Genomic DNA, 26783 nt, shown 5'->3' on the forward strand with positions numbered 1-26783 from the left:
CATGACCCACAACACCTAGGCCGCCCGTCCGCACATCACCAGGACCCCCGCCGTCAGGATGGGCCACCGCCGCCGCGGGTGTCGCAGAACTGCACACCCCGCCCCTACGGCACCGGTCATAGCCTGACTCTGCCACATGTGATCTAGGTCATATTCAGGCGACAGGAATCGACCCTAGTGAATGGAGAACGATTATGCGCGCAGCGCTCGCAATGAAGGTCGGGGGCAAGTTCGAGATCCATGATGTGGTGATCGACGACCCGGTGGGGCGGGAGGTCTTGGTGGACGTGAAGGCCTCCGGCCTGTGCCACTCGGACCTGCACCTCATCGACCACGACTTCGGCCTGCCCCTGCCCGCCGCCGGAGGGCATGAGATCTCCGGTGTCGTCGCCGCGGTCGGCCCCAGCGTGACAAGCCTGAAGCCGGGCGACCGCGTCGTCGCCTGTCTGATCGCCTACTGCGGGGCCTGCGCGCGGTGTCTCGCGGGCCAGACCACCCTGTGCCTGAATCAGGAGGCTGTGGTGCGGGGGCCGGAGGAGAAGCCACGCCTCACACTTCAGGACGGCACGCCCGTCGCCCAGTCCGTCAACGTGGGCGGATTCGCCGAGCAGGTACTCGTCCATGAGAACCAGCTAGCCGTTGTCAACGAGGACATCCCCTTCCCGCAGGCCGCGCTCATCGGTTGCTCGGTCGTCACCGGTGCTGGCGCGGCCATCAACACGGCCCACGTACGGCCCGGTGACACGGTGGCCGTCGTGGGCGTCGGTGGCATCGGCCTCAATGCCGTGAGCGGTGCCCGTCTATGCGGCGCCAAGCGCGTGATCGCGATCGACCTGGACGACTCCAAGCTTGAGGCGGCCCGCCGGTTCGGCGCCACCGACGTGGTCAACTCGGGCTCCGGGGACGCCGTCGAGGCGGTCCTCGGGATCACGGGCACCGGAGTGGACCACGCGTTCGAGGCCATCGGGTTGCCAGTGACCCAGCAACTCGCCCAGGACGTTCTCGGACCTGGCGGAACCGCGTACCTGATCGGCATTGCCCCGCCCGGGACCACGGCCCAGTTCGGCGCCTCGCTCGATTCGCTGTTCGCACAGCGACGCCTGCAGGCGGTGGCCATGGGCTCCTCCAACATCCAGCGCGACATCCCGCTGTACGCCGACCTGTACGTCCAGGGACGTATGGATCTGGACCACATGGTCTCCCAGGAGATCTCCCTCGATGAGATCAATACCGGGTACGAGCGGCTCCTCAACGGCGAGGTGATCCGTTCCGTCATCACCTCGTTCTGATGCCCCACTCCCCATCTCACGACTCCTAGGACGCACCATGACTGAGACATCGAACTCCCCTATGACCGCGCGAGTACGCGCCTTCCTGGACCGCCCCCACCGCCTCCTGATCGGCGGTGAATGGGTCGACGCGGCGTCCGGGAAGACCTTCGAGACCCGGGATCCTGCCACCGGCGAGGTGCTCGCCACGGTGGCGCACGCCGAGCAGGCCGACATCGACGCCGCCGTCGCCGCGGCCCGTGCCGCCTTCGACGAGGGCTCATGGGTGCGGATGCGGCCGAATGTACGCGAGGACCTGCTGTGGCGGATCTCCAACCTGATCACCGAACGCCTCGAGGACTTCGCGCTCCTGGAGTCCCTCGACCAGGGCAAAGGCGTGGGCATCGCCAGCGCCTTTGACGTCCGCGCCGCTGCGGACTGCTTCCGTTACTACGCGGGCTGGCCCTCGAAGCTGCAGGGGGCCGTCAATGCTCCATCCATGCTGCTGGCCCCGCCCGAGGCCGAGTTTCACTCCTACACACGGCGCGAGCCCGTGGGCGTGTGCGGTCAGATCATCCCATGGAACTTCCCGCTGTTGATGGCGGCCTGGAAGATCGCCCCCGCACTGGCCACGGGCAACACCGTGGTCCTCAAGCCCGCGGAGCAGACGCCGCTGACAGCACTGATGCTGGGCGAACTGTTGACGGAGGCAGGCGTGCCGGCTGGCGTCGTCAACATCGTCACCGGCCACGGCGACGCCGGTGCTGCGCTCACCGCCCACCCTGACGTGGACAAGGTCGCGTTCACCGGCTCCACCGAGGTGGGCAAGAAGATCGTGGGGGCGGCGGCCGAAAACTTGAAGAAGGTGTCGCTCGAGCTGGGAGGCAAGTCCCCCAACATCGTGTTCGCGGATGCCAACATCGACGCCGCCGTGGACGGGGCGCTCATGGGATTCACCCTGAACTCGGGTCAGGCCTGCGAGTCCGGCACGCGCGTGTTCGTGCACGCCGACGTCTACGACCGGTTCAACGAGGCCCTCGCCGCGAAGATGCGCCAGATGAGCATCGGTCCGGGCACCGAGGACGCCGCCATCACCCCGCTGGTCTCCCAGGAGCAGCTGGACCGGGTGATGGGCTTCGTTGAGGAGGGCAAGCGGGACGGTGCCGTCGCTCTGACGGGCGGGCAGCGGCACGGCGACGCCGGCTTCTACGTGGAGCCCACCCTCTTCACGGAGACCACCCCGGAGATGTCCATTGTCCGCGAGGAGATCTTCGGCCCGGTGGCCGTCTCCGTGAAGTTCACCGACGAGGACGAAGTGATCCGCGCCGCGAACGATTCGGTATACGGCCTCGCCGCCGCCCTGTGGACCCGGGACGTCTCCCGTGCCCACCGCGTGGCCGCACGGCTCAAGGCCGGCACGGTGTGGGTCAATACCTTCCATGCCCTGGACTCGCAGCTGCCGTTCGGTGGCTTTCGGCAGTCCGGCTGGGGCCGGGAGCTGGGCGCGGAGAGCTTGGAGCTGTACACCCAGGTGAAGTCCGTGACCATCGCACTCTGACAGACGAACGCCAGTCGGTCAGCCGCCGCGGGTGGGATCCTGCGGCGGCTGACCGACATCGGTGGTCATTCACAGGGGCGCCTGCCGCATCCGCCCGTCGCGGCAGGGCTGAGGGCAAGGCCCTGCATTTCAGCGACGCAATCCGGCGCTACGACGCCGGCTCCACGACGCTGACTTCAACCGCGCCTGGATCTTCCTGTGTCTGATCCGAAGATCGGGCCGGTCACGCTTTTCGCATTCGCCTCTCAGCCACCGGTACGGCCACCGCAAGCGGGAGCGCCGCAAGTCTCGGTCCCATCCGTGGCCTCGTGCCCACCGCACGGCTGATCCCCCGCCACCGGATGGGCGGCGAGGGATCAGCCACTGATCGAGGCGGTGCGCTCGGGGTCGGCTGGGCGCTCGCGGGGTGGCAGGTCCTGGCGGTGGTCTCGCTGGCCGCCGTCGTGCCGGCCGCGCGGTGGGTGGATGCGGGGCGCGACGACGTCGACTGAGGCCGAGACGCTGACGCGGACACCGAGGTCGCTTAGTGTGTGGCCATGGTCACTCGCCCCGTGCTCCAGCAGCCGGTGATCGACGCCGTCGACATCCGTTCCGTCGCGGAGTTCTACCGCGAGCTCCTCGGCCTCCACTACCGCGCGGGCGACGAGCTCGCGGACGGTCGCGAGCCGGACAGCGCGGACTGGCTCGTGCTGCTGGACGACGACGGCCGCCGCGTCCTGACATTCCAGCGCACCGACGAACTGAAGCCCAGCACGTGGCCGTCACCCGAGGTGCCGATGCAGCTGCACCTGGATTTCACCGTGCCGGACCGCGATTCCCTCGACGCGGCCCACGACCACGCCCTGCGCCTGGGCGGGCGCCTCGTCCAGGACCGCTCCGACGACGAGGACGAGCCCCTGTACGTGTTCGCGGACCCGGCCGGCCACCCCTTCTGCGTCTTCGTGGGGTGAGCGCGGCAGACCGCGGGGGTGGTTTCACGCACATGTCGAAGACAAAGAAGCCGGTTCAGTGCCGTCGGTAAGGTCGTCGGGTGATCCCGCAACCCACCGATCGACTCACGTTCCGGTGCATGACCGACGCTGACCTCGACGACATGTGCAGGCTCCGCGGAGACGCGGAGGTCATGCGCTACTACCCGCGGGCCAAGTCGCGCAACGAGGTGCAGCGGTGGATCAACTGGTCGAAGGACAACTACGCCAAGCATGGGTTCGGCCTGTGGGTCATCGAACACCGGACCACCGGCGACTTCATCGGTGACTGCGGCCTGACCTGGCAGAACGTCGACGGCCAGGAGGTCCTCGAGGTCGGCTACCACGTCCTGCCTGAACGCCAGGGACAGGGACTGGCAACCGAGGGGGCCTCTGCCTGCCTGCGACACGGGTTCGAGACCCTCGACGCAACGATGGTCACCGCGATCATCAACCCCGACAACATGGCTTCCCGTCGCGTGGCCGAACGAATTGGCATGACCGTGTGGAAGAGGACGCGCGATCCCAGTAGAGCGCCGATCGTGGTCTACAGCAGCCACGGCCAAGAGGCATGACGCACTGAACTGCCGCCATGGGTGCGTGCCCACTGAGGAGACACGCCCTGCGCCCAGCCGGCCAGGCGCTTCTGCGTCTTCGTGGGGTGAGCGCGGCAGACCGCGGCGGCTCAGCCCTCGAGCCGCTGGTCGAACTCCTCGTGGTCCAGCTGGCGGTGCATGCGGTCATCTTCAAGATACGGTGCCGTCCATGCATCTGGACCCGGCCGAGACGAACCGCCGCGCCTACGATGACGCCCGCGTCGTCGCGGGGATCGCCCCGGCGGGGACCGCGTCGAGTGGCGGCGGGGCACGGCGGAGCTGATCGAGCCGGCGTCGGTGGACCTGGCGGTGGACCGCGTCTGGAGCGGCTGGCACGGCCGCCCATTCGACGCGGCGGAGCACCCGCTGATGATCATCGGGGCCTGTCCACAGGGGGCCTGACCCGTCCACCCGTCATGGCAGGATGACGCATGTCACACGTGATGCGAGGGGGAACCATGACGGACACGACCACGGCCCGCCCCATGCGGCCGGCCCACTTCGACGACGACCCGCCCGTCCGCGGGATCGGCCACCTCCGGCACCCGGTGGTGTGGGGCGGGCTGATCGGGGTGGTCGGCGGCGGCGCCTTCCTGTTCGGCGGGATCGCGGGGCTGCCGGCCGAGCACCAGGGCACGCTGCGCGGCAGCGCGATCGCGCTGATCGGCTTCACGTTGGTGGTCGTGCTGCTGCGCCGGCGGGTGCTGCCCGCCGTGCAGGCGCCCGCCCGCGGCGCGTCTACGGGATCGCCGTCGTCACGATGCTGGCGCTCCTCCCCGTGACACGCCTGGTGGCACTCGCGCTCGACGCACCGACGGCGCAGATCGCCCTGGTGGCCGCCGTGGTGGGCGGCCACTTCCTCCCGTTCGCCCGGGCATTCCAGGCCCCGGTGTTCTGGTGGATCGGCGGGGCGATGGCCGTGCTGGGGCTCGCCGGTGCCGTAGTCGCGGTTCTCGGCGATCCCGTGGCCGGGCCCGCGGGGGCGGCCGAAGCGGGAGCTGCGATGCTCGTGATCGTCGCGGCACAGGGTCTGCTGGCGTCCCCTCGGCAGGACTGAGGGCCGGACCATGACCATGCTTCAGGCCATCCGCCGCTACTACGCCGGCTACGCGCAGTTCAGCGGGCGCGCGTCCCGCGCCGACTTCTGGCTCGCGGCGCTCTACGTGTGGCTCCTGCAGGCCGTCGTTCACTTCGTGTCCACCGTCCTGGACGTGTTCCTCCTCGGCTCCCCGGACCTGTCCCTCCGCGACGCGGCCGTCCTCCTCGTGGGGATCACGCACGCACTCCCCTCGCTCGCCCTGCTCGCCCGGCGCCTCCACGACGCCGGCTTCAGCCGCGCGTGGCTGTTCCTCGGGCTGGTGCCGTTCGTCGGCCCGCTCACGCTGCTCGTGTTCGCGCTCCAGCCGTCCGCCCCGCGCCTCGGACACCCCGCCGATGCGTCGGACCCGGTGCCGGCGGGGGCCACGGCCGCGCGGCGCTGACCCCCGCTCCCCTGGCCCGACCTGATCAGTGATCGTGGTCGGTGTGCTCGTCGGACTCGTGGCCGTGATCGTGGTCGGCGTGCTCGTCGTGGCCGGACTCGGCATCAGCGCCCTCCTCGGGCTTCACGGACTCCGGCTGGCCGGTGACCACGGCCATCTCGACCGGGGCGAACTCCAGGTCCTTCTCCAGGACGGTCTCACCGGTCTCCAGGTCGACGGCCACGAGCTTCTGGGCCTCCGCGTCGGTGACGTAGGCGGTGTTCCCGGCCACCTTCAGGATCGGGCCGGGCTCCTGCCACTCGTCCTTCTCCTTCCACGGCTCGATCACCGGGTACTCGGCGGTGACCTCACCGGTCTCCTCGTCGATCACGTTGGCCTCGCCGTCGTAGGTCAGCACGACCGCGGAGCCGTCCTCGGCGCGGCCGAGCGAGCGGAACCAGTAGGACGAGCCGAGGTCCACGGTGGTGAGCTCATCGGTGCGGGTGTCGATGAGGGCGATCTCCGTGGGCCGCTCGACGGCCTCCGTCGGCTCCTCCTCGACCTTGTGATCACCCAGGACGATGGGCGAGTCATGCAGCCCGAACAGGTTCCCGGATCGCTGGTACTCGGTCTCGACGTCCACCTTGTGGAACTCGCCGTCCCGGTACACGACGGGCCCGTTCTCGCAGCCCATCACGACGACGTCGCCCGCCTCCGTCGGCTGGGCCGCGGCCTCGCCGTGGCTGCCGGGGCAGTCGTCGGTCTCGGCCGTGACCTCGCCGGTCTTCGGGTCGATCACCTGGAGCGTGTCCCGGGAGTCCTCGGTGCCCTGCGTGGTGAAGAGGGCGCCGTCGGAGAGCTCGAGCGCCACGCCGTGGTGCGGGTCCTCGGTCTCGGCCTCCGTCATGACGGGCATGAGGTCCGGGGTCGCCTTGTCCAGGTGGGTCGAGTCGAAGGTGCGGATCGCGCCCGTGCCGTCCGCGAAGAGGGTGGTCTTGCCGTTGTGGGTGACGACGTGGCCGGGATGCTCACCCGGGAACGTCACGCCGGTCATGCCGGGCGCGGACTCGTAGTTGTGGAAGTGATCGCCGTGGGCCTTGGCCTGGATGCCGGTGGAGAACACCTCCCAGCCCTTCCCGGTGGTCACCAGGACGTCCTTGCCGTTGCCGGCGTTGCTCAGCCGCGTGAAGCCCGTGATGTCCTGCTCCTTCACCACCTCACCGGACTCGGCGTCGAGCAGCGTGAGCCCGTCCTCGTGCGAGAGCAGGATGCGCAGCGTCACCGCGGAGACCTCGGTGGTCTGGGTCGGGTCGACGCGGTCCTCCTCGGAGACGGAGGAGGCCGCCGTCGCCTCACCCGCCGGTGACTCGGAGCCGCCCGAGGCGGAGGCGGATGCCGACGTCGGGCCGGACGGGGCGGCGTCTGCGCCGCACGCCGTGAGGGCGATGGCCGCGGCGGCGAGGGTGGCGGAGAGGGCGGCGGTGCGCGCGGAACGGCGCTGCGGGGCGGAGTGGGACACGGGGAGCCTTTCACGAGGGCGAGAAGATGCGACTGATTCACAATAAAGACTGTTGCGGATGGTTCGCAATATGGCGGTGGACCCCGCCCCGTCATCCCGGCGGCGCCGACGGCGCGCCCCCGTCGCGGGAACCGGCACGTGACGCCCTCGACGCGGCGACCCGGCTGTTCGAGGTGGGCGGAGCCTCCGCGACGCTGCGCACGCGCGGGCTGGGCCGGCATGGGCGCAATGCGCGGGTGCTCGCCAGCCACAACCCGCTGATCTACCGCGCCCGACTGCTCGGCGACCGGGCCGTCAACGGCACGCCGCTCGAGCGCCACTACCGGCTGGGCGGCTGAGGCGTCGGGCGGTGTGGCGCGCGGCGGAGCCCCTCAGGCCAGGCCGCGCGCCGCATGCCAGGCGGCGATCCGCTCGAGCGCCTCGTGGACGGCGTCCGGGCCAGCGGCGAAGGAGAGGCGGACGGACTCGGGCCCGTGGACGGCGTCGAAGTCGTCGCCGGGGGTCAGCGCGACGCCGGCCTCCTCCAGCAGGGCGGCGCAGTAGCCGACGGCGCTGCCGAACTCCGCCAGCATGCCCGGGGCGAGACGGGCCCAGAGGTAGAAGGCGCCGTCGGCGGGGGCGGCGTCGGCCCAGCCGAGCCGGGGCAGGGTGGCCAGCACGACGCCGCGCGTCGCCGTGAAGCCGCCGGCCTGCTCGGCACAGAACGCGTAGGACTCCTCGCTGAACGCGTGGACGGCCGCCTCCTGGGCGGCAGCGGGCGGGCAGAGGGCGACCGAGCCGGCGAGGCCGTCGACCGCGGCGGCGAGGTCGTCCGGCATGAGCATCCAGCCCAGCCGCCAGCCGGGCATGCCCCAGTACTTGGAGAACGAGCTGACCACGAGCGCGGTGCGGGAGGTGCGCCATGCGCAGGCGCCGGGCCCCTGCCCGTCCGTGTGCACGATGCCGTGGTAGATCTCGTCCGAGACGAGCCGCACACCGTGTTCCTCGCACCAGCGGGCGAGCTCGGCGAGCTCGTCGGCGCTGACCATCGTGCCCGTGGGATTGGCCGGGGAGGCGAGCACGAGCCCCGCGACCGGGCCCTCCGCGAGCGCCGCCTCCAGGTGGGCGACCGTGGGCTGGTAGCGGGTGCCGGCGTCGACGTCCACGTCCGCCACCTCCACCCCGAGCGCCGCGAGGATGTTGCGGTACGCCGGATAGCCGGGGCGCGGCAGGAGCACGCGGTCCCCCGGGGAGAACGCCGCGAGGAAGGCGAGCATGAACGCCCCCGAGGAGCCCGTGGTGATCGCGACCTGCTCGGGGCGGACGTCGAGCCCGTACCAGCGGCGGTAGTGGCCGGCGACGGCGGCCCGCAGCTCCGGCAGGCCCAGCGCCGGGGTGTAGGTGAAGGCACGGCCGGAGGCGTGGACGGCGGCGGCCGCGGCGTCGACGGCGGGCGGGGCGCCCCCGCCCGGCTCCCCCGCGCACAGGCTGACGACGTCGTGGCCGGCGGCACGGAGTTCGGCGACCCGGCCGAGGATGCTCATCACCGTGAACGGTGGCACCTGAGACCGGGCGGACGGCGCGAAGGCGGGGGTGGCGGTGGGGGCAGGGGCGGCGGTGCTGGCGGGGTCGGCGGTGCTGGAACGGGACGGGCGACGCATGGCCCGAGGCTACCCCCCGCTTTCGTTCGGGAAACGGCGCCCCGGGGACGACTTTCGTTGACGAAACGGGCGGGCGGGCCGCCGTTTCCCGAACGAAAACGTCGCGACACGCCGCCGTTTCCCGAACGAAAACGTCCGGTACGCCTCGCGCGGCCCTCACTCCTCGGCGCCGAGCATCTCCCGGATGTCCTCGGCGGTGAGGGAGTCGGTGAAGGCGCCGGCGCCGGAGTCGTCGGACTCGTCCATGAGCGCGCCGAACAGCTCGGCCTTGCGCCGCTGCAGCTCGAGCACCTTCTCCTCGATCGTCCCCTCGGACACGAGCCGGTAGACCATCACGGTCCGCTCCTGCCCGATCCGGTGCGCCCGGTCCACGGCCTGCGCCTCCGCGGCGGGGTTCCACCACGGATCCATGAGGAACACGTAGTCCGCCTCGGTCAGGGTCAGGCCGAAGCCACCCGCCTTCAGGGAGATCAGGAACACCGGCGCCTCGCCCTCACGGAAGCCACGGATCACCTCGGCGCGCCCGCGCGTGGAGCCGTCGAGGTACGCGTGCTCGATCTCCAGGTGGTCCAGCTCCTCGGCGATCACCCGCAGGAAGCTCGTGAACTGGCTGAACACGATCACGCGGTGCCCCTCGCCGATCACCTCGGTGAGGTCGTCGAGGAACCGCTCGAGCTTCGAGCTGGGCACGGAGGCGTACTGGTCGTCGACGATCTGCGGCGCCAGCGCGAGCATCCGCAGCAGCGTGAGCGACTTGAAGATGGTGAACCGGTTGCCGTCCATGTCCCCGAGCAGGCCCAACACCTTGCGGCGCTCGCGCTGGAGCACGCGGTCGTAGAGCTTGCGGTGGGCCGGCTCGAGCTCCACCTGGAGGATCTGCTCCTGCTTGGACGGCAGGTCCTTCGCCACGAGCTCCTTGGAGCGGCGCAGCATGAACGGGCGCACGCGGCGGCGCAGGGCCGCCATCCGCTCGGGGTCCCCCCCGGTCTCGATGGGGGTCACGTAGGTCTCGCGGAACCGGCGGTGGCTCGGGAACAGGCCCGGCACGACGACGCCCAGCAGCGCCCACAGGTCGCTGAGGGAGTTCTCCATCGGCGTGCCGGTGATGGCCAGCCGGAAGGGGGCGCGCAGGTCGCGGGCCACCGTGTGCACCTTCGCGGCGCGGTTCTTCAGGAACTGTGCCTCGTCGAAGACCACCCCGCCCCAGTCGAGTCCGCCGTACTGGCCGGCGTCGATCCTCAGGAGCGTGTAGCTGGTGACCACCACGTCCGCCCCCGCCACCTCGTCCGCCACGGCGGTGCCGCGCTTGCGGGTGGTGGTGTCCAGGACGCGCACGTCGAGGTCCGGGGTGAACTTCTCGGCCTCGGCCGCCCACACGGACACCACGGAGCTCGGCGCGACCACGAGGAACGGCGGCCGCTCGGGCCGGGCCTGGCGCGCGTGGGCGAAGAGCGCGAGGGTCTGGACGGTCTTGCCCAGGCCCATGTCGTCGGCCAGGATCCCGCCGAGGTCCTGCTCCCACAGGAACGCGAGCCAGCGCAGGCCCTCCTCCTGGTAGGGGCGCAGGTCGGCCTTCAGGCCGGCGGGGCGCGGGGCCTCGGGGAGGCGCTCGACGGCGGCCAGACGCCCGACGGCGGCGGTCCACTCCGGGTCCTCGTCCACCTCGTCCGCGAGCTCCTTGAGGTCCTCCCAGAAGCCGACCTGGTGCCGTGAGACGGGGGTGTGCTCCGGGGTCCACTCCTGCAGGGTGGCGGCCTCGGAGAGCAGGGCGCGCAGCCGGTCGAAGGCGGGGTGGTCGAGGCCCAGGTAGGAGCCGTCCGAGAGGATCAGCGTGGTCCTGCCCTGCACGAGCGCGGTGAACAGCTCCACGAACGGCAGCACGTGCCCGTCCACGGAGACCTGCACACCGAGGTCGAACCAGTCGTTCTGCGTGGCCTTCGTGCCGACCTCGATGCGCGGGGCGGCCTTCAGCTCGCGGTAGTCGGGGCGGTCGCCGGTGACGTCCACGCGCACGTGGTCGGCGCGCTGCAGCAGCGGCAGCACCTGCTCGGAGAACCGGGCGGCGCCCACGCCCTCGAGGACCTGCTCCTCGGCGCGGCCGGCGCGCGGCCAGAGCTCGGCCACGGCGCGCAGCACCGCGTCCTCGTGCCGGGTGTCCCGCAGGGGGTCGCCGCCGGCGTCGAGGCCGAGTTCGCGGGGCGGGTCGAAGTAGAGCCAGGACCAGCGCAGCACGAGCTCGTGGTCGGGCCGGAAGTCGGCGCGCAGCCGCAGCACGGGCGGCTCGAACTCGGGCAGCTCCACGGAGGCGTCGCCGCTGGTCACGGGCAGGGCGCCACGCAGCCGCGGGTAGATCCGGCCGAGGAACTCCTCGCGGTCCGCGGCGGGCACGCGCACGGGCCCGCCGGCGAGCACGAGCTGCTGCACGGCCTCGGGGACGGGGCGTTCGGCGGGGATCAGGTGGAGCACGGCCTCCTCGTCCGTGAGCTCCACGCGGTAGAAGCCGATGCCGCCCACGGCGTGCACACCGCTCAGCCCGGGGACGGGCGGGGCCGGGTCGAGGGCCGGGGCCACGTCCAGGCCGCCGTCGGGGGCGCCGGTGACGTCCAGCCCGACGGCGGCGGGCGCCTCCAGCACCACGTCCGTCAGCAGCCCCAGCGGCACGAGCTCCACCCCGACCTCGCGGGCCTCCGCGAGCAGCTGCCAGATCCGCGGGGAGTCGAAGACGTGCAGACCGAACCAGGCGTCGCCCGGGTAGGAGTCCTCGGCCTGGACCTGACGCCAGATCAGGCGCATCGCCCGCTCCTGGGCGGGGGCGAACTCGGCGCGCGGGAACTGGAACGCCTTCCACGTCAGCCCGCCCTTGATCCACGTCCCCTTGGCCCCGCGCTTGAGCGGGCGCACGGTCACGTACAGCGGGCGGCCCTCGCGCACCTGCTCCTCCCCGGCCGTCGCCGGGCCCCACTGCTGGAACGCGTTGCGGGAGGACTCGGCCACGAGCTCCACGCCGATCGCCAGCGCGGGCGGCGTGCCCAGCCGGCGCGGACCGTCGAGCCCGGCCAGCGGCTCCATGACCCGTCGCCAGTCCAGGCCGGCAGCGGGTGGGGGCGCCGCCCCGTCCGCGGCCGGGGCGTCGAGGCCGGCCGGGCCGCCGCCGTCGTGGCCCCGGCCGGCGGGCGCGGGCAGCGCGTCCGCCGTGGTGACCATCTCGGCGAGCTTGCGGCGGGCGTCGTCGAGGGCCTGGTCGGCGTCGAGGCGGACCACCTGGTAGAGCGCGGCGGCCACGTGCTTGCAGTCCGTCCCGACCGGGCACGTGCAGCGCCCGCCCACCGGCTCCATGAGGGCGCCGGCGCCGTCCTCGGCGGCGTCGTCGTAGGCCTCCTGCAGCTGCACCTGCACCCGGTAGGGGCTGGGCGCGGTGCCCTGGACGGAGGCGCTCAGACGGCCGGTGGCGGCGTCATAGCGCAGGCGCCCCACGGCACCCGACGCGGCCACGGCGAAGCCGCGGTCCGCACTGGTGGGCCCGACGACGGCGCGGATGGCCTCGGTGCGCAGGTGCGGCAGGACGTCTCCGGAATCTGCAGTGGCCATAGCGAGCAGTCTTTCACGGACCGTGCCGGGCCCGCTCCGACCGACGCAGGTCCGGCGGCGTGCCCACTCACGGGCCCCGGGTCCGCACACCTGAGACCTTCAGCCCGACCCGCCCCGGACCCTAGAGTGCGCCCATGGCGTCCACACAGCCCTCCCCCGTCCCCGCCGGTGCCACGCCGGCGTCCCACACCTCCCCCCTCGGCCTGTCCCTGCCGGACGGCCGGGGCCGTCGCGTCCTCGTCACCGGTGCCACCGGTTACGTGGGCGGGCGCCTCATCCCCGAGCTGCTCGCCGCCGGCTTCGACGTCCGGGCCGGCGCCCGGAACCCCTCCGACCTCGCGGACCGACCGTGGTCGGACAGCATCGAGGCGGTGGAGCTCGACCTCACCGAGGCGGACCTCGTCGAAGCCGCCATGCAGGACGTGCACACCGTGCTCTACCTCGTGCACTCCATGGGCGGGGGCGGCGACTTCGTGGCCCAGGAGCAGCGGATCGCGGACATCGTGGGCACCGCCGCGGACACGGCCGGCGTGGCCCAGCTCGTCTATCTCTCCGGCCTGCACCCGGACACGGTCCCCGTCGCGGAGCTGTCCGACCACATGCGCTCCCGCGCCCTCGTGGCCGAGCGTCTCGAGCGGGCGGCGACCCCGGCACTGACGTTCGAGGCCGGGGTGATCATCGGCTCGGGCTCCACCTCGTTCGAGATGATCCGCCACCTCGCCGAGCGGCTGCCCGTGATGCCCGGCCCGTCCTGGCTGAGGAACCGGGTGGAGCCGCTGGCCATCCGCGACGTCCTGTACTACCTCCTGCAGGCCTGCGCCCTCCCGGAGCCCGTGCAGCTGCGGGCCCAGATCGGCAACGGGCACCCCCAGCCGTTCGCGAGCGTGCTGGTGGACTACGCCAAGGCCGCCGGCCTGTCCCGGCGCATCGTGATCCCCACCCCGTTGCCCTTGAAGACCCTGGCGGGCTTCTGGATCGGCATGGTGACCCCCATCCCGGTCGCGGTGGCCCTGCCCCTGGCCGCATCCCTCGCCGAGGAGGCGGTCGTGGAGGACCGCTCGGTCCGCGACCTCATCCCGGACCCGCCGGGCGGGCTGACCTCCTACATGGACGCCGTGCGGCTGGCGCTGAAGCGGGAGAAGGAGGGCCCCCTGGACGTCACCTTCGACGCGGACCTCCAGAGCTCCGCGGACCCGGCCGCCCCCCTGCCCTCGGATCCCGAGTGGGCCGGCACCACGGTCTACACGGACGAGCGCGAGCGCGAGTCCGACCTGCCCGCGCAGGAGGTGTGGCCGGTGATCGAGTCGGTGGGCGGCGCCAACGGTTGGTATTCGACCCCGCTGCTGTGGAAGATCCGCGGGTTGATGGACAAGTTGGCCGGCGGGCCCGGCCTGACCCGCGGCCGGCGGGACCCGAACCACCTGCGACGCGGCGACGCCGTGGACTGGTGGCGGGTGGAGGACGTGGAGCCGGGGCGGCGGCTGACCCTGCGGGCGGAGATGAAGGCCGGCGGGCGGGCCTGGCTGCAGCTGAGCACCGAGCCGCGGGAGGGCGGAGGCTCCGTCTACCGCCAGCGGGCGGTCTTCATGCCGGACGGCCTGCTCGGACGCGCCTACTGGACCGCCATCCTGCCCTTCCACGCCGTGGTGTTCCCGGAGATGGCCGCGAACATCCTGGCCGAGGCCAGGCGCCGGCACGACGGCGGCGAGCGTCCCCGCACCCGCGGCCTGCTGCGGCCGCTGGTGGACCGGCTGCCCCTGCGTCGCAACCCGTTGGACAGGCGAGCCCGCGGCGCCGGCGGCGCTCAGTCGCGGGACTGACCGTCGGGGCCACGCCCCCAGTGGGGCCGGGGGCGTGACCGGGCCGCCCGGCGCAGCCACCGCCGCCCGGGGGACAGCCGGGCCCAGTTGACCTGCAGGGTGGTGACCGCCATCCGGCCCTGCCGCACCCGCTGGCGCAGGGAGTGGAAGATGCGCCCGGCGACCTCCACCCGCAGGTCCGGATCGAACCGGATCCGGCGGCCGGCCAGGGCCAGCTGGAAGGACAGGTCCAGGTCATCGTGCACGTCCCCGCGTTCGCGGTGGACGCGGGTCCGCACAGCCTGCCACGCCTCGGCGCGCAGGGCGCAGTTGGAGCCCCAGACGGGGGTGGCCGCCACCGCGGCGCCCGCCCCCCAGCGGTACGCGCCGGTGTAGAGCGCCGCCCGCACCCGTCCCCGGAGGCCGGGCTGGTCGTGGAAGGTCCCCGGCCCGGTGAGGGCGTCGAGCCCGGGGTCGGCGTCGAACCGAGCCACGATCCGTTCGAGCCAGTCCGCGGGCATCCGCGTGTCGGCGTCGCAGCGCACCAGCAGTTCCCCGACCGCGGCGTCCAGGCCGGCGGCCGCCGCGGCCGGGACCCCGCGGCGCGGCTCGTGCACCACCCGCGCGCCGGCGGCGCGGGCGAGCACCGCCGAGTCGTCCACGCAGCCGTTGTCCACCACCACCACCTCCAGCGCCGGCCGGCTCTGGGCGGCCAGCAGGGCGAGACACACGCGCAGGTGCTCGGCGTCGTCGAGCACCGGGACGACCACGGAGACCGTGGGGCGGGCCGGGGTCACCGGATGCGCTCCCGGCGCACGGCGAGGGCGGCGCCGATCCCGGCGCCGACGAGATCGGCGGCGAGGTCGCCGATGGTGTCCGTGTAGCCCACACCGATCTCGGGGGTCACCGCCGTGTGCCCCCACCATTCGGCCAGCTCCCACACCACGCCCAGGGCCACGGCGGCGGCCGCGATCCCCAGCCCGGCCAGGCCCGGGCCGAGCAGCGCCACGGCCTGCCCGGCCTCGGTCCCCCGACGCCGGAGCCATGCCCCCACCACCAGTGCCGTCAGACAGGCGACCACGGCGGAGGCGGCGGCGTGCACGAGCAGGTCCAGCGACGGCACCCGCGGGTAGAGGCCGATGACGCTCAGCCACCCGGCCAGCAGCAGGACCGCCTGCGCGGCCCAGTCCAGGACTCCGCCCGGGGCGAGCCAGCGGGTGAGCCACTGGGAGCCGAACACGAGCAGCATCGCCGCCGCGGACGGCCATCCGGCGTGCACCGCCGCGACCGGGACGAGGATCAGGCCGAGCGCGCGCAACAGGTCTGCGGGGATCAGCGGCAGCATGTCAGCGATCGCCCGGGTGGGGGCGGCGTCCCGGCCGCCGGCCGCGCCGACCGGCACGACCACGGCTCGTCAGCAGCAGCCAGAGCGCCGGCAGCAGCAGGGCGGAGCCGAGCGGGTAGGCGAAGTCCTCGACGGGCGCCTGGCCCACGTAGGCACCCACCAGCAGCTCATGGCCGTAGTCGAAGAGCCCCGCGGCGATCATCACGTTGTCGAAGACCGCCGTGAGGGCCCACAGGGCCACCAGGGTGGCCGCCACGGCCCGCAGGTGCCCGCCCCGCACGCGGCCGACGAGGGCGGCGCCCACGAGCACGGCCAGGGCGAAGCCCACGAAGACGAGGACGAGGTCGAGGAAGGTCACCGGCTCCCCCGGTCGGTCGGATCGGCCGCCGTCGCGGCACGGGCGTCACCTCGCCGGCCGCGCAGCAGGCGCAGCGCCCCGGTGAACAGCACCATCGTGATCTGGCTGAGGAAGAGCAGGAAGAACCCCTCCTCCAGGGGCAGCTGGGGGGCGAGCATCACCCCGGTCATGTAGGGCGACTGCCGGTGCAGGAACACGCCTTCGGCGATCCCCCACAGGTCCCAGGCGAAGAAGTAGGCCACCCCGGCGGCCAGCACCAGCAGCGCCGGGAGCGGGCGATGCCACAGGAACAGCTCGAAGCGCCGGTCCACCAGCAGCATGCAGCCGATGACACCCAGCAGGGCCAGCAGGTAGATCATGCCGCGGCCCCCCGGCTCAGCGCCCACCCGATCAGCAGCAGGGTCACGAGGAAGCCGGTCACGTAGTTCAGGGGGAGGAACAGCTGCCAGCCGCGGTGGGCCGCGCCCGAGGTGGCGTCCGTGATGCGGCGGAAGCGCAGGGTGTTCACCACGTAGGGCACGGCCAGCAGCGCCGCGAGCGGGCCCGGCGGGTCGGTGGCCAGCAGCAGCAGGCCCGCCGCCGTGTACAGGCCGGCGGCGAGCAGGACGGTGCGCCGGGCGCCCAGCACGGTGGCCACCGAGGCCAGGCCCCCCTCCCGGTCCGGCACCACGTCCTGCACGGCCCCGAACATCTGCGAGGCCATGCCCCACAGGAAGAACGCCCCCAGCAGCGCCGCCAAGGCGGGCGTGGGGGTCGCCCCGGCGAGCACGAGGCCGTAGACCGCGGGGGAGACGAAGTGGGTGGCGGAGGTCGCCGCGTCCAGGAAGGGCCGCTCCTTGAACCGCAGCCCCGCCCAGGAGTACGCCACCACCGCGAACAGGCTCACCGCCAGCACCAGCATGGCGGCCCACTCGCCCCGCACGGCGGACCAGCCCGCGAGCACGGCCACGAACGGCACGGGCAGCAGCACCGACCACGCCAGCACCCGGCGGCGCACCGCAGGGTCGCCCAGCACGGAGCCCTCCACACCCCCCTTGCGGGGGTTGCGCAGGTCCGAGGCGAAGTCGAACACGTCATTGATGCCGTACATGGCCAGGTTGTAGGGCACCAGGAAGAACACGACGCCCAGGACCACCAGCCACGCGGGCAGCCCCCCGGTCAGGATCGCGGCGGCGGCGAACGGGTACGCCGTGTTCACCCAGCTGACCGGCCGGGACGCCCAGAAGAGGGTGCGGATCATGTGCCGCTCCCCCCGGGGCCCGCGGACCGGGCCCTGCGCGCGTCGTGGCGCAGTTCGTCCCGGACCACTTCGGCGGAGATCAGGCACATGGGCACCCCGATGCCCGGGCGCACCGAGGAGCCCGCGTACATCAGGCCGGCCACGTCCGCGTCCCGCACCGAGGGGCGGAACATGGCCGACTGCGTCAGCGTGTGCCCGGGGCCCAGCAGCGAACCCCGCCAGGCGTGCACGTCCGCGGCGAAGTCACCGGGCCCGTAGGTGCGCCGCACCACGATGCGCTCGGCCAGGTCGGGGATCCCGGCCCAGCGGGCCAGCTGGTCGAGGGCCCGGTCCGCCACGGCCTCCACCTGGGCGTCCCCGGCGCGGTCCACCCGCCAGCCCTCGCCGTCACGGACCCGGATGCCGCCACGCCCCCACCCCGGCTCGGCGGGGGCCGGGACGAGGATGAACAGGTTCTCGTCGCCCTCCGGGGCCACCCCCGGGTCCGTGGCGGAGGTGCGCGAGACGTAGATCGACGTGTCCGCGGCGAGGTCCTCTCCCCGCTCGATGCGCCCGAAGTTGTCCTCCCAGTCCGCCGTGAACAGCAGGGTGTGATGGGCCAGCTGGGGCAGGGATCCGCGCACCCCCACGCACACGAGCACGCCGGAGGGGCCGGGGTCGCGCCGGTCCCACGTGGACTCCGCGACGCGCCGGCCGGGAGGCAGCAGACGGGTCTGCACGTGGTGCAGGTCCGCGGCGGCCACCACCACATCGGCGTCGAGGCGTCCCGCGGCGCCGTCGTCGGACCGCCAGGCGACGCCGGTCACCCGGCCCGGGCGGCGACGTCGGCCCTCGTCCCCGCGGGCTGCTCCCGGCCTGGGCAGGCGGGCGGCCAGGCGTCCGAGGCGGCCGGCGGGGGCGGGACGGTCCACGACCTCCACGGCGGTCGCCTCGACCCCGGTGCGGATCTCCACGCCGGCCTCACGCACGACCTCCGCCATGGCGTCCACGAGGGCCGCGAACCCGCCGAGGGGGTACTGCACGCCGTCGGCGAGGTCCAGATGGGACATCAGGTGGTACATGGCGGGGGCACGGTCGGGGGACGTGCCGAGGAAGACCGCCGGGTAGCCCAGGATCTGGCGCAGCCGGGGATCCTGGAAGCGGGCCGCCACGTGGGAGCGCAGGCCCCCCAGCAGCTGGGGCCCGAGGGCCGGCAGGGCGCGCAGGACGTCCGGGTGGGCCAGGGCGGCCGGCCGGCGGAAGTCCGTGTAGAGGAAGTGCTCCTTGGCGAGCCCGTAGATCCGGGACGCGGAGTCGAGGTAGGCCCGCAGCCGGCGCCCGGCGCCGGGCTCGAGGGACTCGAACAGCGTCTCCGCGTGGCCGGTGCGCACGTCCACGGGGGGCTCGTGGAGGTGCCCCTCGAAGTACACCCGGTAGCCGGGGTCCAGACGGCGCAGGTCCAGCCGTTCGGCGGCGGAGGTCCCCATGAGGCGGAACCAGCGGTCGATCACCTCGGGCATCAGGTACCAGGAGGGCCCGGTGTCGAAGGTGAACCCCGCCTCAGACCAGCGTCCGGCACGGCCGCCCAGGACGGCGCCGCGCTCCAGCAGCGTCACCCGGTGCCCGTCGCGGGCCAACAGGCCCGCCGTGGCCAGTCCGGCGAAACCGCCGCCCACCACCACGGTGCGCGGGCCGAGAGCGGTGTCCCGGGCGCTCATCGGCGGCCTCCCCGGCGGCCCCGTGCCAGGACGCGGGCGGCGATCCGGGCCTTCTGATGGTCCGGCACCCGGACACGGCGGTGGGCCAGCTCGGCCGCCGGGGTCGCCTCGATCCGGTCCACCAGGGCCGCGAACAGTCCGTGCGCCAGGGCCACGGCGCGCTCGGCCCCGGGGTCCAGGACACGGATGCCGGGCAGGGCGGCGTCGAGGTCGGCGCGGACCTCGGCCACGAGCTCGGCCTTGCGGGCCTCGGTGAGCACGCCCGGTGCGGCACCGGGCAGGTAGGTGCGGCCCAGCTCGTGGTGGTCCGCGGCCAGGTCCCTGAGGAAGTTGACCTTCTGGAACGCCGCCCCCAGCCGGGAGGCCTGCGCGCGCAGCTCCTGCCGCTGGCCCGGGGTCCGGGCCCGCGTGCCGGGGAGGGAGAGGAAGACCTGCAGGCACATCAGCCCCACCACCTCGGCCGAGCCGTGGATGTAGGCGTCCAGGGACTCGGCGCCGTGCTCGCGGATCCCCAGGTCCGCGCGCATGGAGGCGAAGAAGGGACGGGTCAGCTCCGGGGTGATGCCGTGGCGACGGGCCACGTCGGCGAAGGCGTGCAGGACCGGGTCGGTGGCGAAGCCCGACGCCATCGCGGCCTCACACGCCCGCTCGTAGTCGTCCAGGGCGGCGCGGACCCCGGCCTCGTCGAGCCCGGCGGCCACCGCGACGCCGTCGACCACCTCGTCGGCGACGCGGACCATGGCGTAGATCGTCGCCACGTCCTGGCGTGCCTGCCGGGGCAGGGTGCGGCAGGCCCAGGAGAAGGACGTGGAGTAACGGCGGATCACCTGGGCCGCTGCGGCGTGGGCCGTCCGCGTGTACAGCGCGGCAGGGATCGGGGCGGGCGCGGCCATCTCAGGACCTCCGGGTCAGCACGGCGTGGCAGGCGTCGGCGAACTCCGCCCGGACCGTCTCGTCCAGGGGCAGGGCCGCGATGCGCTCGCGGGCGCGGACGGTGAGCTCGGCGGCGACGTCGAGGGCGTGCTCCCGGGCACCGGCCGCCTCGAGGGCGCGGCGGGCGGCCTCGATGTCCGCGGGGGTGGCCGGGCCCGCGTCGAGCAGGGCGCGGACGGCGGGGATGCGGCGGCCGTGGGCGGTGAGCACGGTGGCCTTGCCCTCGCGCAGGTCGCCGTCGGCGGACTTGCCGGTCTCCCCGGGATCGCCGAACACGCCGAGGACGTCGTCGATCACCTGGTAGGCGGCGCCGAGGTCGGCGCCGGCCTCGCCCATCGCCCGGGCGAGGTCGGGATCCGCCCCGGCCAGGAGGGCGCCGGCGCGCAGGGGCGCGCCGACCGTGTAGTGCGCCGTCTTGAGCCGTTGCATGGCGAGGATGCGGTCGGGATCGGGCTCCTCACCGGTGTGGCGGGACAGCCCCAGGAGCACGTCCTCGAGCTCGCCGGCCGCAGTCACGGCGGCGGCGTCGAAGACGACGGCGGCGGCCTCGGCGGCCCGGGCGGTGTCGGCGGCACAGGTGGCGGCGAGCCGGAACGCCTGGGTGAGCAGGACGTCCCCCGCGATGAGGGCGACGGCGACCCCGGCGTGGGCGGCGTCCGCGGCGGGCACCCCGCGGGCCTCGAGGCGGTGCCGGGCGGAGGCGTGCACGGCGGGCTGGCCGCGCCGCAGCACGTCCCGATCGATGACGTCGTCGTGGACGAGCAGCGCGGTGTGCAGCAGTTCGAAGGCGGCCCCGAGTCGGTCGACGGCAGCGCGGCCGGACGGAGGGACCGGGTCGGCGGTCGCCAGGCGCCAGCCGAGCTCGACGAGACGGGGGCGGATGAGCTTGCCGGCGCCCACATGGACGTGGAGCGAGTCGAGCAGCTCGGCGAAGGCGGCGGATCCGGGCGCCTGGGCCGCGGCATGTCGGAGCGCGGCGTCCAGCTCGGCGGTCACCCCGGAGAGCGCGGCCTCGCCGCCCGTCCTCACTTCACCCATGGCGCCTCCTCGGTGGCGGACACGACGCGGCACCGACCGCCGCATCTGTTCGACCGTCTAACTTCTGGACGCAGAAGACACTACGGGCCGCGCCGGTCCCGCGTCCATCCGCGGCGGTCCCGGGCGGCGCGATCTCACGACGCACGGGGCCGCCGGCGGGATCAGGCGTCGGCGGACGCCGTCTCCAGGGTGATCTCCGGGTCCACGATCTGACCCTCCCACTCACCGGAGACCCCGTACACGACGCAGTGCTTCTCGTCGGTGCCGTAGTTGCCCAGCTCGGAGGAGGTCAGGACGGCCCCGTTCAGCTGGTCCTCCTTCTCCTCGCTCAGGCGCTGGGCCTGGGCGGTGCAGGTCTGGGCGGCGGCCGGGTCGGCCTCCTCACCCTCGGCCACGGCCGGCACGGCCCAGAGGTACTCCGCGGTGTGGGCGCCCTTGCAGTCGGTGGTCTCGAAGGAGGACAGGTCACGGGCGCCGAGCGGGGCGGTGAAGCACGTGCCGGCCTCGTAGTCGGCCGGGGCCGCGGACAGCGACGACGCCGAGGCGGACGACGACTCCGCACCCTGCGCGGACGCGGAGGCGGGCGCCGTCGTCGAGGCGGACGCGTCGGCGTCGGACGAGTCCTGACCGCCGCACGCGGTGAGGGCCAGCAGCGCGGCAGCGGACAGGCCGGCAAGACGGGCGGAACGGGACAGGGCGGCGAAGGCCATGGGGGTGCTCTCCTCGAGTGACGTGGGACGCGCCGGGGTGTGGCGCCGACCTCAGCACTCTAGCCACGCCCGGCCGTCGGGATCGGACTGAGGTGACGTGGCCCACATCTGATGGGTGGCCCGGCTCGCCTGCCACACTGAGAGGCATGCAGACCCCGGCCACGCCCTCCCCGCCCGACCGCCCCTCCCCCGTCGCCCGACCGTGGATGGCGGCCTCGGACGTCCCGGTCGCAGGCCCCGACGACGTCGAGCGCGTGGTCCTGCTGTCCCCGGAGGGCGAGGCCGTAGGCACGGAGGCCAAGGCCACGGTCCACCGCCGCACCGAGGACGGCGGCACGCCCCTGCACCTGGCCTTCTCCTGTCACGTGTACGACGAGGCCGACCGGTTCCTGCTCACCCGCCGGGCGCTGGGCAAGGCGGCGTTCCCCGGGGTGTGGACCAACGGGTTCTGCGGGCACCCCGGCCCCGGCGAGTCCCCCGCGGAGGCCGTGCTGCGCCGCGCCCCGCAGGAGCTGGGCGTGGAGGTGTCCGACGTCGTCGAGGTGCTCCCCGACTTCCGCTACCGGGCCGCGGACGCCTCCGGCATGGAGGAGCACGAGATCTGCCCGGTGTTCCGGGCCCGGATGCACGGCGACCCCGCCCCGGAGCGGGACGAGGTCGCGGAGTGGTGCTGGGTGGAGCCGGCCGATCTGGCCGCCGCCCTGGCCGCCGTCCCCCGGGCGTTCAGCCCGTGGCTCGTGGAGCAGTGGCAGCAGGGGGCGTTCGACCCGCGGTGAGCGGCCGGCGCGGCGACGCCGCGCGGGCCGTCAGCGGCCGTTGACGTCGTCGAGGTGGGCGGCGGTGGACTGCACGGCCTCGTCCTGCGCCGGCTCGGCGTCGCCCTGCTGGCCCTGCTGCTCCTCGGCCATGCGGCGGACCTCCGCGACGTCGAGGCCCTTGACCTGGTCGAGCAGCTGCTCGAGCGCGGTGCCCGGCAGGGCGCCGGCCTGGGAGAACACGAGCACGCCGCCGCGGAAGGCCATGAGCGTGGGGATGGAGGTGATGCCGGCCATCGCCGCCAGCTGCTGCTGGTCCTCCGTGTCGACCTTGGCGAACACGACGTCGTCGTGCTTCTCCGAGGCGGCCTCGAACACGGGGGCGAACTGGCGGCACGGGCCGCACCAGCCGGCCCAGAAGTCCACGAGCACGGTGTCGTTCTCGGCGACGGTGGAGCCGAACTCCTCGAGGGTCAGGTCCTTGGTGGCCACGGTGGGTCCTTTCGTCAGCGGGGCCGACGCGCTCACGCCGGCGATCGTCCTGCCGACCACAACGGACACCCCGCCGCACCTATTCCGCCCCACCCCACTTTCGTTCGGGAAACGGCGGCGTGTCCCGGCACTTTCGTTCGGGAAACGGGCGCCTTCCACGCACTGTCGTGGCCGAGACGGGAGCCGTCGTCGTCGCTTCCTAGACTGACCGCATGACCGCCACTACCGCCCTGCCCCTGCTCGTGCTCAACGGCCCCAACCTGAACCTGCTCGGCACCCGCGAGCCCGAGGTCTACGGCACGGCCACCCTCGACGACGTCCGTGCGCTCACCGAGGCCCGCGCGGCCGAGCACGGGCTGACCGTGGACTTCCGACAGTCCAACCACGAGGGCGAGCTCATCGACTGGATCCAGGAGGCCCGCACCTCCCACGCTGGCGTCCTCATCAACCCCGCCGCGTACTCGCACACCTCCATCGCGATCCGCGACGCCCTCGCCGCCGTCGACCGGCCGATCGCCGAGGTGCACATCTCCAACGTCCACCGGCGCGAGGCGTTCCGGCACCACTCGCACGTCTCCGCCGTCGCCGACGTCGTGATCGCCGGGGCGGGCGTCCAGGGCTACGCCCTCGCCGTCGACTGGCTCGCCGCGGCTGTGCGCCGCTGAGCGCTGGTCAGGACCCGCCTGGCCGTGCCTAGGGTCGGTGGTACGAGCCGGTGGCCACATCAGGGCGCCGGCACCCGACGACGAAGGAGTCACGCCATGGGCACCCAGGATCCCCGCGCCCGTCTGCTCGAGAAGCTCGCGAAGGTGAACGTCTGCATGCTGACCACCGCTGAGCGGGACGGCACGCTCGTCACCCGCCCGATGGGCCTGCAACAGGCCGAGGACGGCGGCACGCTCTGGTTCCTCACGCGCGCCACCTCCGACGTCGCCGCGGACGCTCCGCAGCGCCCGGTCAACGTCGCCGTGCAGGACAAGGACTTCTGGGCCTCCCTCGCGGGCCACGGTCAGCTCGTCCGCGACGACGCGCGCAAGAAGGAGTTCTGGAACCCGGCCACCGAGGCCTTCTTCGGTGAGGGCTCGAGCCCCGAGGATCCGCAGATCGTGCTCGTGCGCGTGGACGTGCAGACCGCCCAGTTCTGGGAGTCCCCGGGCGCGGTGGCCACCGCCGTCGAGCTGGTCAAGGCCAAGGTCACCGGCGGGACCGCCGAGCCGGGCGACAGCGAGACCGTCCGCTTCTGACGGCGCTCCCCGACGCCGGCCCCGCGGCTTGCCCGAGGACGGGCCGGTGGGCGCCGCGCGCGGGGCCTCGGCAGGTCAGTCGACGTCCTCGGCCGCCAGCTGGCCGCACGCGCCGTCGATCTCCTTGCCGCGGGTGTCGCGCAGGGTGGTGGGGATGCCGGCGGCGTTGAGCCGGTCCACGAACTCGCGCGTCACGTCCTTCTCCGAGGCGGTCCAGATGGAGCCCGGCGTCGGGTTCAGCGGGATCGGGTTCACGTGCACCCAGCCCTTGCCCCGGGCGTTGAGCTTCTTGGCCAGCAGGTCGGCGCGCCACGCGTGGTCATTCATGTCCTTGATGAGCGCGTACTCGATGGACACCCTGCGCCCGGTGGCCACGAAGTAGTCGTACGCGGCGTCGATCGCCTCGTCCGCCTTCCAGCGTGAGTTCACGGGGATCAGCTCGTCGCGCAGCTCGTCGTCCGGCGCGTGCAGGGACAGCGCGAACGTCAGCGGCACGCCCTCCTCGGCCAGCTTCCGGATGGCCGGCACCAGGCCGACGGTGGACAGCGTGATGTTCCGCGCGGACATGCCCAGGCCCTCAGGCGAGGGGTCCACCATGCGGTGCACGGCGGCCATCACGCGCTTGTAGTTGGCCAGGGGCTCACCCATGCCCATGAACACGACGTTGGTGACGCGGTCGGCGTCGTGCCCGCCATCCTTGCGCTTGCCGCCCAGTCCGCCCTGGGCGATCACCTGGTTGGCCAGCACGATCTGCTCCACGATCTCCGCCGTGGACATGTTGCGGGTCAGCCCGGCCTGGCCCGTGGCGCAGAACGGGCAGTTCATCCCGCAGCCGGCCTGGCTGGACACGCACAGCGTCACGCGGCCGGGATACCGCATCAGCACGGACTCCACGAGAGCGCCGTCGAACAGCCGCCACAGGAACTTGACGGTGTCCCCGCGGTCGGTCTCCATGCGCCGGACCTCGGTGAGCAGCGGCGGGAAGAACGCCTCCGCGATCGCCTCCCGCTTGTCCTTGGGCAGGTCCGTCATCTGCTCCGGATCGGTGGTGTAGTGCTCGAAGTAGTGCACCGAGAGCTGCTTGGCGCGGAACGCCGGCAGCCCGATCTCCTTGGCCTTCTCCTGCCGTTCCTTCAGCGTGAGGTCGGCCAGGTGGGTGGGCGGCTGGGAGACGCGCGGCTGCTTGAACTGCAGCTGCGGTCGGCCGTCCGGGCCCATCGGCTGGGTCCAGCCCTCGGTCTTCGGCATCACCTGGGGGCGCTCGGCGGTGGCGGCCTCGCGGCGCTTGGGCGCGGAGAGCTGGTGGCCGACGCCGGCGCGGCGCATGCGCTCTCGGTCCTCGGCGAGCTGGCGCGCCTCGGACTCGTCGATCAGGCCGCGCTCGGGGCGGCCGAGGGCCGGCTTGCCGGCGCGGTCCCTCTGGCGGTTCGGGGTGGGCTTCGATCCGGGGCGGCGGGGCTGGTAGTCAGACATCGGCACCATTCTCCCAGACGGGGCGGACTTCGCGGCGGGTCGCCTCCACGTCGACGGCGCCGCGCGGCTTTCGCGTCCGGGGCAGCCCCCGCAGGACCCAGCGGACGACGACGCCGCGCACCGTCGCCGGCAGCGGCCGGTACAGGGTGCGCGCCAGCCCCCAGAGGCGTGCCTCCCGGACGGAGTCCCGCCCAGTCCAGGACCAGCCGAGGCCGGCGCGCACGCGGCCTGGGAGGAGACCGGCGGTGACGAACCGGGCCAGGGGCATAGCCGCCCGCAGCGGCGCGGGGACGCCCTGGCCGGAGAACAGGTCGGCGGCGACCCGCCGCGCGTCGTCCGTGACCTCGAGCCGGGCCACCCGGTCGTCCCAGTAGTCCGCAAACGCCGCGCGGTCGACCGGCCAGGCGGAGGCGGGGACCTCGAGGCTCGTGGCGAGCGGGGCGTACCCGCGGTAGAGGCGGTCGGCGTCCTCGGCGTCGAGGGCGCCCCACATCCGGCGGCGCACCTGCTCCCCCATCGCATAGAGGGTGGCGGCCACCCAGAGCTGGGCGTCCGGGTCGGCGGCGTCGTAGGGGTGGCCTCCGGCGTCGAGCCCGCGGACCGGGCGGTGCGCCGCCCGCACCCGGTCGACGACCGCGTCGCGCAACGGCGCGGCCTCGGGGAGGGTGACCGCGTAGATGTAGGCGAGCGTGTGGCGGAGCCGGCGCATCGGGTCCTCGGTGAACCGGGAGTGGACGGCGACGCCGGCCCCCACCGGCCGGTGCGCCACCTGGAGCAGGATCGCCGCACCGGCACCGGCGAGGATCACGGCCTCGCGGGCGAGGGCGGCCGCGGAGGTCGGGGCGGAGTGGCAGTCGGGGCGCATGGTCCCAGCCTCGCACCGGGCCGGGCGGAGGGGCAGGGGGCCGAGATGAACGGTGCCGTTCACCTTCTGTTCATCTTGCTGTTCGCCTGCCGCTCGTGGCACCTCGATCCGAGAACCGCATGATTGCGCTGATTTCGCGCCATGCAGGCATGCGCGACAGGGTGTCACAGGTCACGTTGGTGAACACGGAGTTGCACTCCGGGAGGAAATCTGTAAACTTGTTCACAAGCAGTTCAC

Annotated in this window: 27 protein-coding genes and 1 pseudogene; 13 read left to right on the forward strand and 15 right to left on the reverse strand. The window is 73.3% G+C overall.

Annotation, left to right across the window (positions count from 1 at the left end):
* Positions 1 to 194: 194 nt before the first annotated feature.
* The 8 genes from SJ20_RS05910 to SJ20_RS05940 all read left to right on the forward strand — a co-directional run bounded on the left by SJ20_RS05910 (position 195) and on the right by SJ20_RS05940 (position 5871).
* Positions 195 to 1289 (forward strand): alcohol dehydrogenase catalytic domain-containing protein, encoded by a 1095-nt coding sequence (locus SJ20_RS05910; protein ID WP_020626558.1) that lies wholly within the window; start codon positions 195 to 197, stop codon positions 1287 to 1289.
* A 37-nt stretch (positions 1290 to 1326) separates the two neighbouring features.
* Positions 1327 to 2826 carry an aldehyde dehydrogenase family protein gene (locus SJ20_RS05915; RefSeq protein WP_036314923.1) on the forward strand — a complete coding sequence of 500 codons (1500 nt, stop codon included), beginning with the start codon at positions 1327 to 1329 and terminating at the stop codon, positions 2824 to 2826.
* Positions 2827 to 3134: 308 nt separating this feature from the next.
* Entirely contained in the window at positions 3135 to 3317 is a 183-nt protein-coding gene (locus tag SJ20_RS11870; RefSeq protein WP_020626556.1) for a hypothetical protein, read from the forward strand.
* Between the two features lie 45 nt (positions 3318 to 3362).
* Positions 3363 to 3776 (forward strand): VOC family protein, encoded by a 414-nt coding sequence (locus SJ20_RS05920; protein WP_036314920.1) that lies wholly within the window; start codon positions 3363 to 3365, stop codon positions 3774 to 3776.
* Positions 3777 to 3856: 80 nt separating this feature from the next.
* Positions 3857 to 4369: a GNAT family N-acetyltransferase gene (locus SJ20_RS05925; RefSeq protein ID WP_020626554.1), complete on the forward strand. Its 513-nt coding sequence runs from the start codon at positions 3857 to 3859 to the stop codon at positions 4367 to 4369.
* Between the two features lie 479 nt (positions 4370 to 4848).
* Positions 4849 to 5172 (forward strand): hypothetical protein, encoded by a 324-nt coding sequence (locus SJ20_RS05930; protein ID WP_020626551.1) that lies wholly within the window; start codon positions 4849 to 4851, stop codon positions 5170 to 5172.
* Entirely contained in the window at positions 5169 to 5447 is a 279-nt protein-coding gene (locus SJ20_RS05935) for a hypothetical protein (protein ID WP_223247480.1), read from the forward strand. Before SJ20_RS05930 ends, SJ20_RS05935 begins: the two co-directional genes overlap by 4 nt.
* Positions 5448 to 5457: 10 nt before the next feature.
* Entirely contained in the window at positions 5458 to 5871 is a 414-nt protein-coding gene (locus tag SJ20_RS05940) for a DUF805 domain-containing protein (protein WP_020626549.1), read from the forward strand.
* 25 nt (positions 5872 to 5896) lie between these two features.
* On the opposite strand, the gene SJ20_RS05945 is transcribed toward SJ20_RS05940, so the two are convergent.
* Complete coding sequence (locus tag SJ20_RS05945; RefSeq protein ID WP_044659275.1) at positions 5897 to 7369, reverse strand: PQQ-binding-like beta-propeller repeat protein; 1473 nt, start codon at positions 7367 to 7369, stop codon at positions 5897 to 5899.
* Between the two features lie 134 nt (positions 7370 to 7503).
* Here SJ20_RS05945 and SJ20_RS11700 point away from each other — a divergent pair.
* Positions 7504 to 7707: pseudogene (locus SJ20_RS11700) on the forward strand (acyl-CoA dehydrogenase); the annotation flags it as partial.
* A gap of 33 nt (positions 7708 to 7740) precedes the next feature.
* On the opposite strand, the gene SJ20_RS05950 reads toward SJ20_RS11700, so the two are convergent.
* Both SJ20_RS05950 and SJ20_RS05955 read right to left on the reverse strand, forming a co-directional pair.
* Complete coding sequence (locus SJ20_RS05950; RefSeq protein ID WP_044659276.1) at positions 7741 to 9009, reverse strand: aminotransferase class I/II-fold pyridoxal phosphate-dependent enzyme; 1269 nt, start codon at positions 9007 to 9009, stop codon at positions 7741 to 7743.
* A 156-nt stretch (positions 9010 to 9165) separates the two neighbouring features.
* On the reverse strand, positions 9166 to 12597 hold the full coding sequence (locus SJ20_RS05955; protein ID WP_044659277.1) for an SNF2-related protein: 3432 nt from the start codon (positions 12595 to 12597) through the stop codon (positions 9166 to 9168).
* Between the two features lie 134 nt (positions 12598 to 12731).
* On the opposite strand from SJ20_RS05955, the gene SJ20_RS05960 reads away from it, so the two are divergent.
* Positions 12732 to 14417 (forward strand): SDR family oxidoreductase, encoded by a 1686-nt coding sequence (locus SJ20_RS05960; protein ID WP_044659278.1) that lies wholly within the window; start codon positions 12732 to 12734, stop codon positions 14415 to 14417.
* Here the strand turns inward: SJ20_RS05960 and crtX are convergent.
* From crtX to SJ20_RS06005, 9 genes are all read right to left on the reverse strand, one after another.
* A complete protein-coding gene (crtX, locus tag SJ20_RS05965; protein WP_036340477.1) occupies positions 14402 to 15193 on the reverse strand; it encodes a C50 carotenoid glucosyltransferase CrtX in 792 nt (263 codons plus the stop codon). The two genes, SJ20_RS05960 and crtX, sit on opposite strands and share 16 nt — an antisense overlap.
* Positions 15190 to 15804: a hypothetical protein gene (locus tag SJ20_RS05970; protein ID WP_235281267.1), complete on the reverse strand. Its 615-nt coding sequence runs from the start codon at positions 15802 to 15804 to the stop codon at positions 15190 to 15192. Before SJ20_RS05970 ends, crtX begins: the two co-directional genes overlap by 4 nt.
* Complete coding sequence (gene crtYh / locus SJ20_RS05975) at positions 15743 to 16099, reverse strand: C50 carotenoid gamma-cyclase subunit beta CrtYh (RefSeq protein ID WP_044659280.1); 357 nt, start codon at positions 16097 to 16099, stop codon at positions 15743 to 15745. Before crtYh ends, SJ20_RS05970 begins: the two co-directional genes overlap by 62 nt.
* Positions 16096 to 16485 (reverse strand): C50 carotenoid gamma-cyclase subunit alpha CrtYg, encoded by a 390-nt coding sequence (gene crtYg / locus SJ20_RS05980; protein WP_044659281.1) that lies wholly within the window; start codon positions 16483 to 16485, stop codon positions 16096 to 16098. Before crtYg ends, crtYh begins: the two co-directional genes overlap by 4 nt.
* Positions 16455 to 17339 (reverse strand): prenyltransferase, encoded by an 885-nt coding sequence (locus SJ20_RS05985; RefSeq protein ID WP_044659282.1) that lies wholly within the window; start codon positions 17337 to 17339, stop codon positions 16455 to 16457. The genes crtYg and SJ20_RS05985 overlap by 31 nt, the downstream gene beginning before the upstream one ends.
* Entirely contained in the window at positions 17336 to 19036 is a 1701-nt protein-coding gene (crtI, locus tag SJ20_RS05990) for a phytoene desaturase family protein (RefSeq protein WP_044659283.1), read from the reverse strand. The genes SJ20_RS05985 and crtI overlap by 4 nt, the downstream gene beginning before the upstream one ends.
* Positions 19033 to 19929 carry a squalene/phytoene synthase family protein gene (locus SJ20_RS05995; RefSeq protein WP_044659284.1) on the reverse strand — a complete coding sequence of 299 codons (897 nt, stop codon included), beginning with the start codon at positions 19927 to 19929 and terminating at the stop codon, positions 19033 to 19035. The genes crtI and SJ20_RS05995 overlap by 4 nt, the downstream gene beginning before the upstream one ends.
* Position 19930: 1 nt before the next feature.
* The gene (locus SJ20_RS06000; RefSeq protein WP_044659285.1) at positions 19931 to 21007 is read right to left on the reverse strand and encodes a polyprenyl synthetase family protein; all 1077 of its coding nucleotides are present in this window, start codon (positions 21005 to 21007) and stop codon (positions 19931 to 19933) included.
* 161 nt (positions 21008 to 21168) lie between these two features.
* Entirely contained in the window at positions 21169 to 21717 is a 549-nt protein-coding gene (locus SJ20_RS06005; protein ID WP_044659286.1) for a hypothetical protein, read from the reverse strand.
* A 146-nt stretch (positions 21718 to 21863) separates the two neighbouring features.
* Here SJ20_RS06005 and idi point away from each other — a divergent pair, with 146 nt between their 5' ends.
* The gene (idi, locus tag SJ20_RS06010) at positions 21864 to 22493 is read left to right on the forward strand and encodes an isopentenyl-diphosphate Delta-isomerase (protein ID WP_044659287.1); all 630 of its coding nucleotides are present in this window, start codon (positions 21864 to 21866) and stop codon (positions 22491 to 22493) included.
* Between the two features lie 30 nt (positions 22494 to 22523).
* Here the strand turns inward: idi and trxA are convergent, their stop codons facing one another.
* Complete coding sequence (trxA, locus tag SJ20_RS06015; RefSeq protein WP_044659288.1) at positions 22524 to 22964, reverse strand: thioredoxin; 441 nt, start codon at positions 22962 to 22964, stop codon at positions 22524 to 22526.
* A 212-nt stretch (positions 22965 to 23176) separates the two neighbouring features.
* Between trxA and aroQ the strand changes: the two genes are divergently transcribed.
* Both aroQ and SJ20_RS06025 read left to right on the forward strand, forming a co-directional pair.
* Positions 23177 to 23629: a type II 3-dehydroquinate dehydratase gene (gene aroQ, locus SJ20_RS06020; RefSeq protein ID WP_044659289.1), complete on the forward strand. Its 453-nt coding sequence runs from the start codon at positions 23177 to 23179 to the stop codon at positions 23627 to 23629.
* 96 nt (positions 23630 to 23725) lie between these two features.
* Positions 23726 to 24208, forward strand: coding sequence for a pyridoxamine 5'-phosphate oxidase family protein (locus tag SJ20_RS06025; protein WP_044659290.1), 483 nt, complete (start codon positions 23726 to 23728; stop codon positions 24206 to 24208).
* Positions 24209 to 24283: 75 nt separating this feature from the next.
* Here the strand turns inward: SJ20_RS06025 and rlmN are convergent, their stop codons facing one another.
* Together rlmN and SJ20_RS06035 are read right to left on the reverse strand one after the other, a co-directional pair.
* The gene (gene rlmN, locus SJ20_RS06030; RefSeq protein ID WP_036384305.1) at positions 24284 to 25681 is read right to left on the reverse strand and encodes a 23S rRNA (adenine(2503)-C(2))-methyltransferase RlmN; all 1398 of its coding nucleotides are present in this window, start codon (positions 25679 to 25681) and stop codon (positions 24284 to 24286) included.
* A complete protein-coding gene (locus tag SJ20_RS06035) occupies positions 25674 to 26546 on the reverse strand; it encodes an oxygenase MpaB family protein (protein ID WP_044659291.1) in 873 nt (290 codons plus the stop codon). Before SJ20_RS06035 ends, rlmN begins: the two co-directional genes overlap by 8 nt.
* Positions 26547 to 26783: the final 237 nt, after the last annotated feature.

This window comes from Micrococcus sp. MS-ASIII-49 (assembly GCF_000946635.1).
GTDB classification, from domain to species: domain Bacteria; phylum Actinomycetota; class Actinomycetes; order Actinomycetales; family Micrococcaceae; genus Micrococcus; species Micrococcus luteus.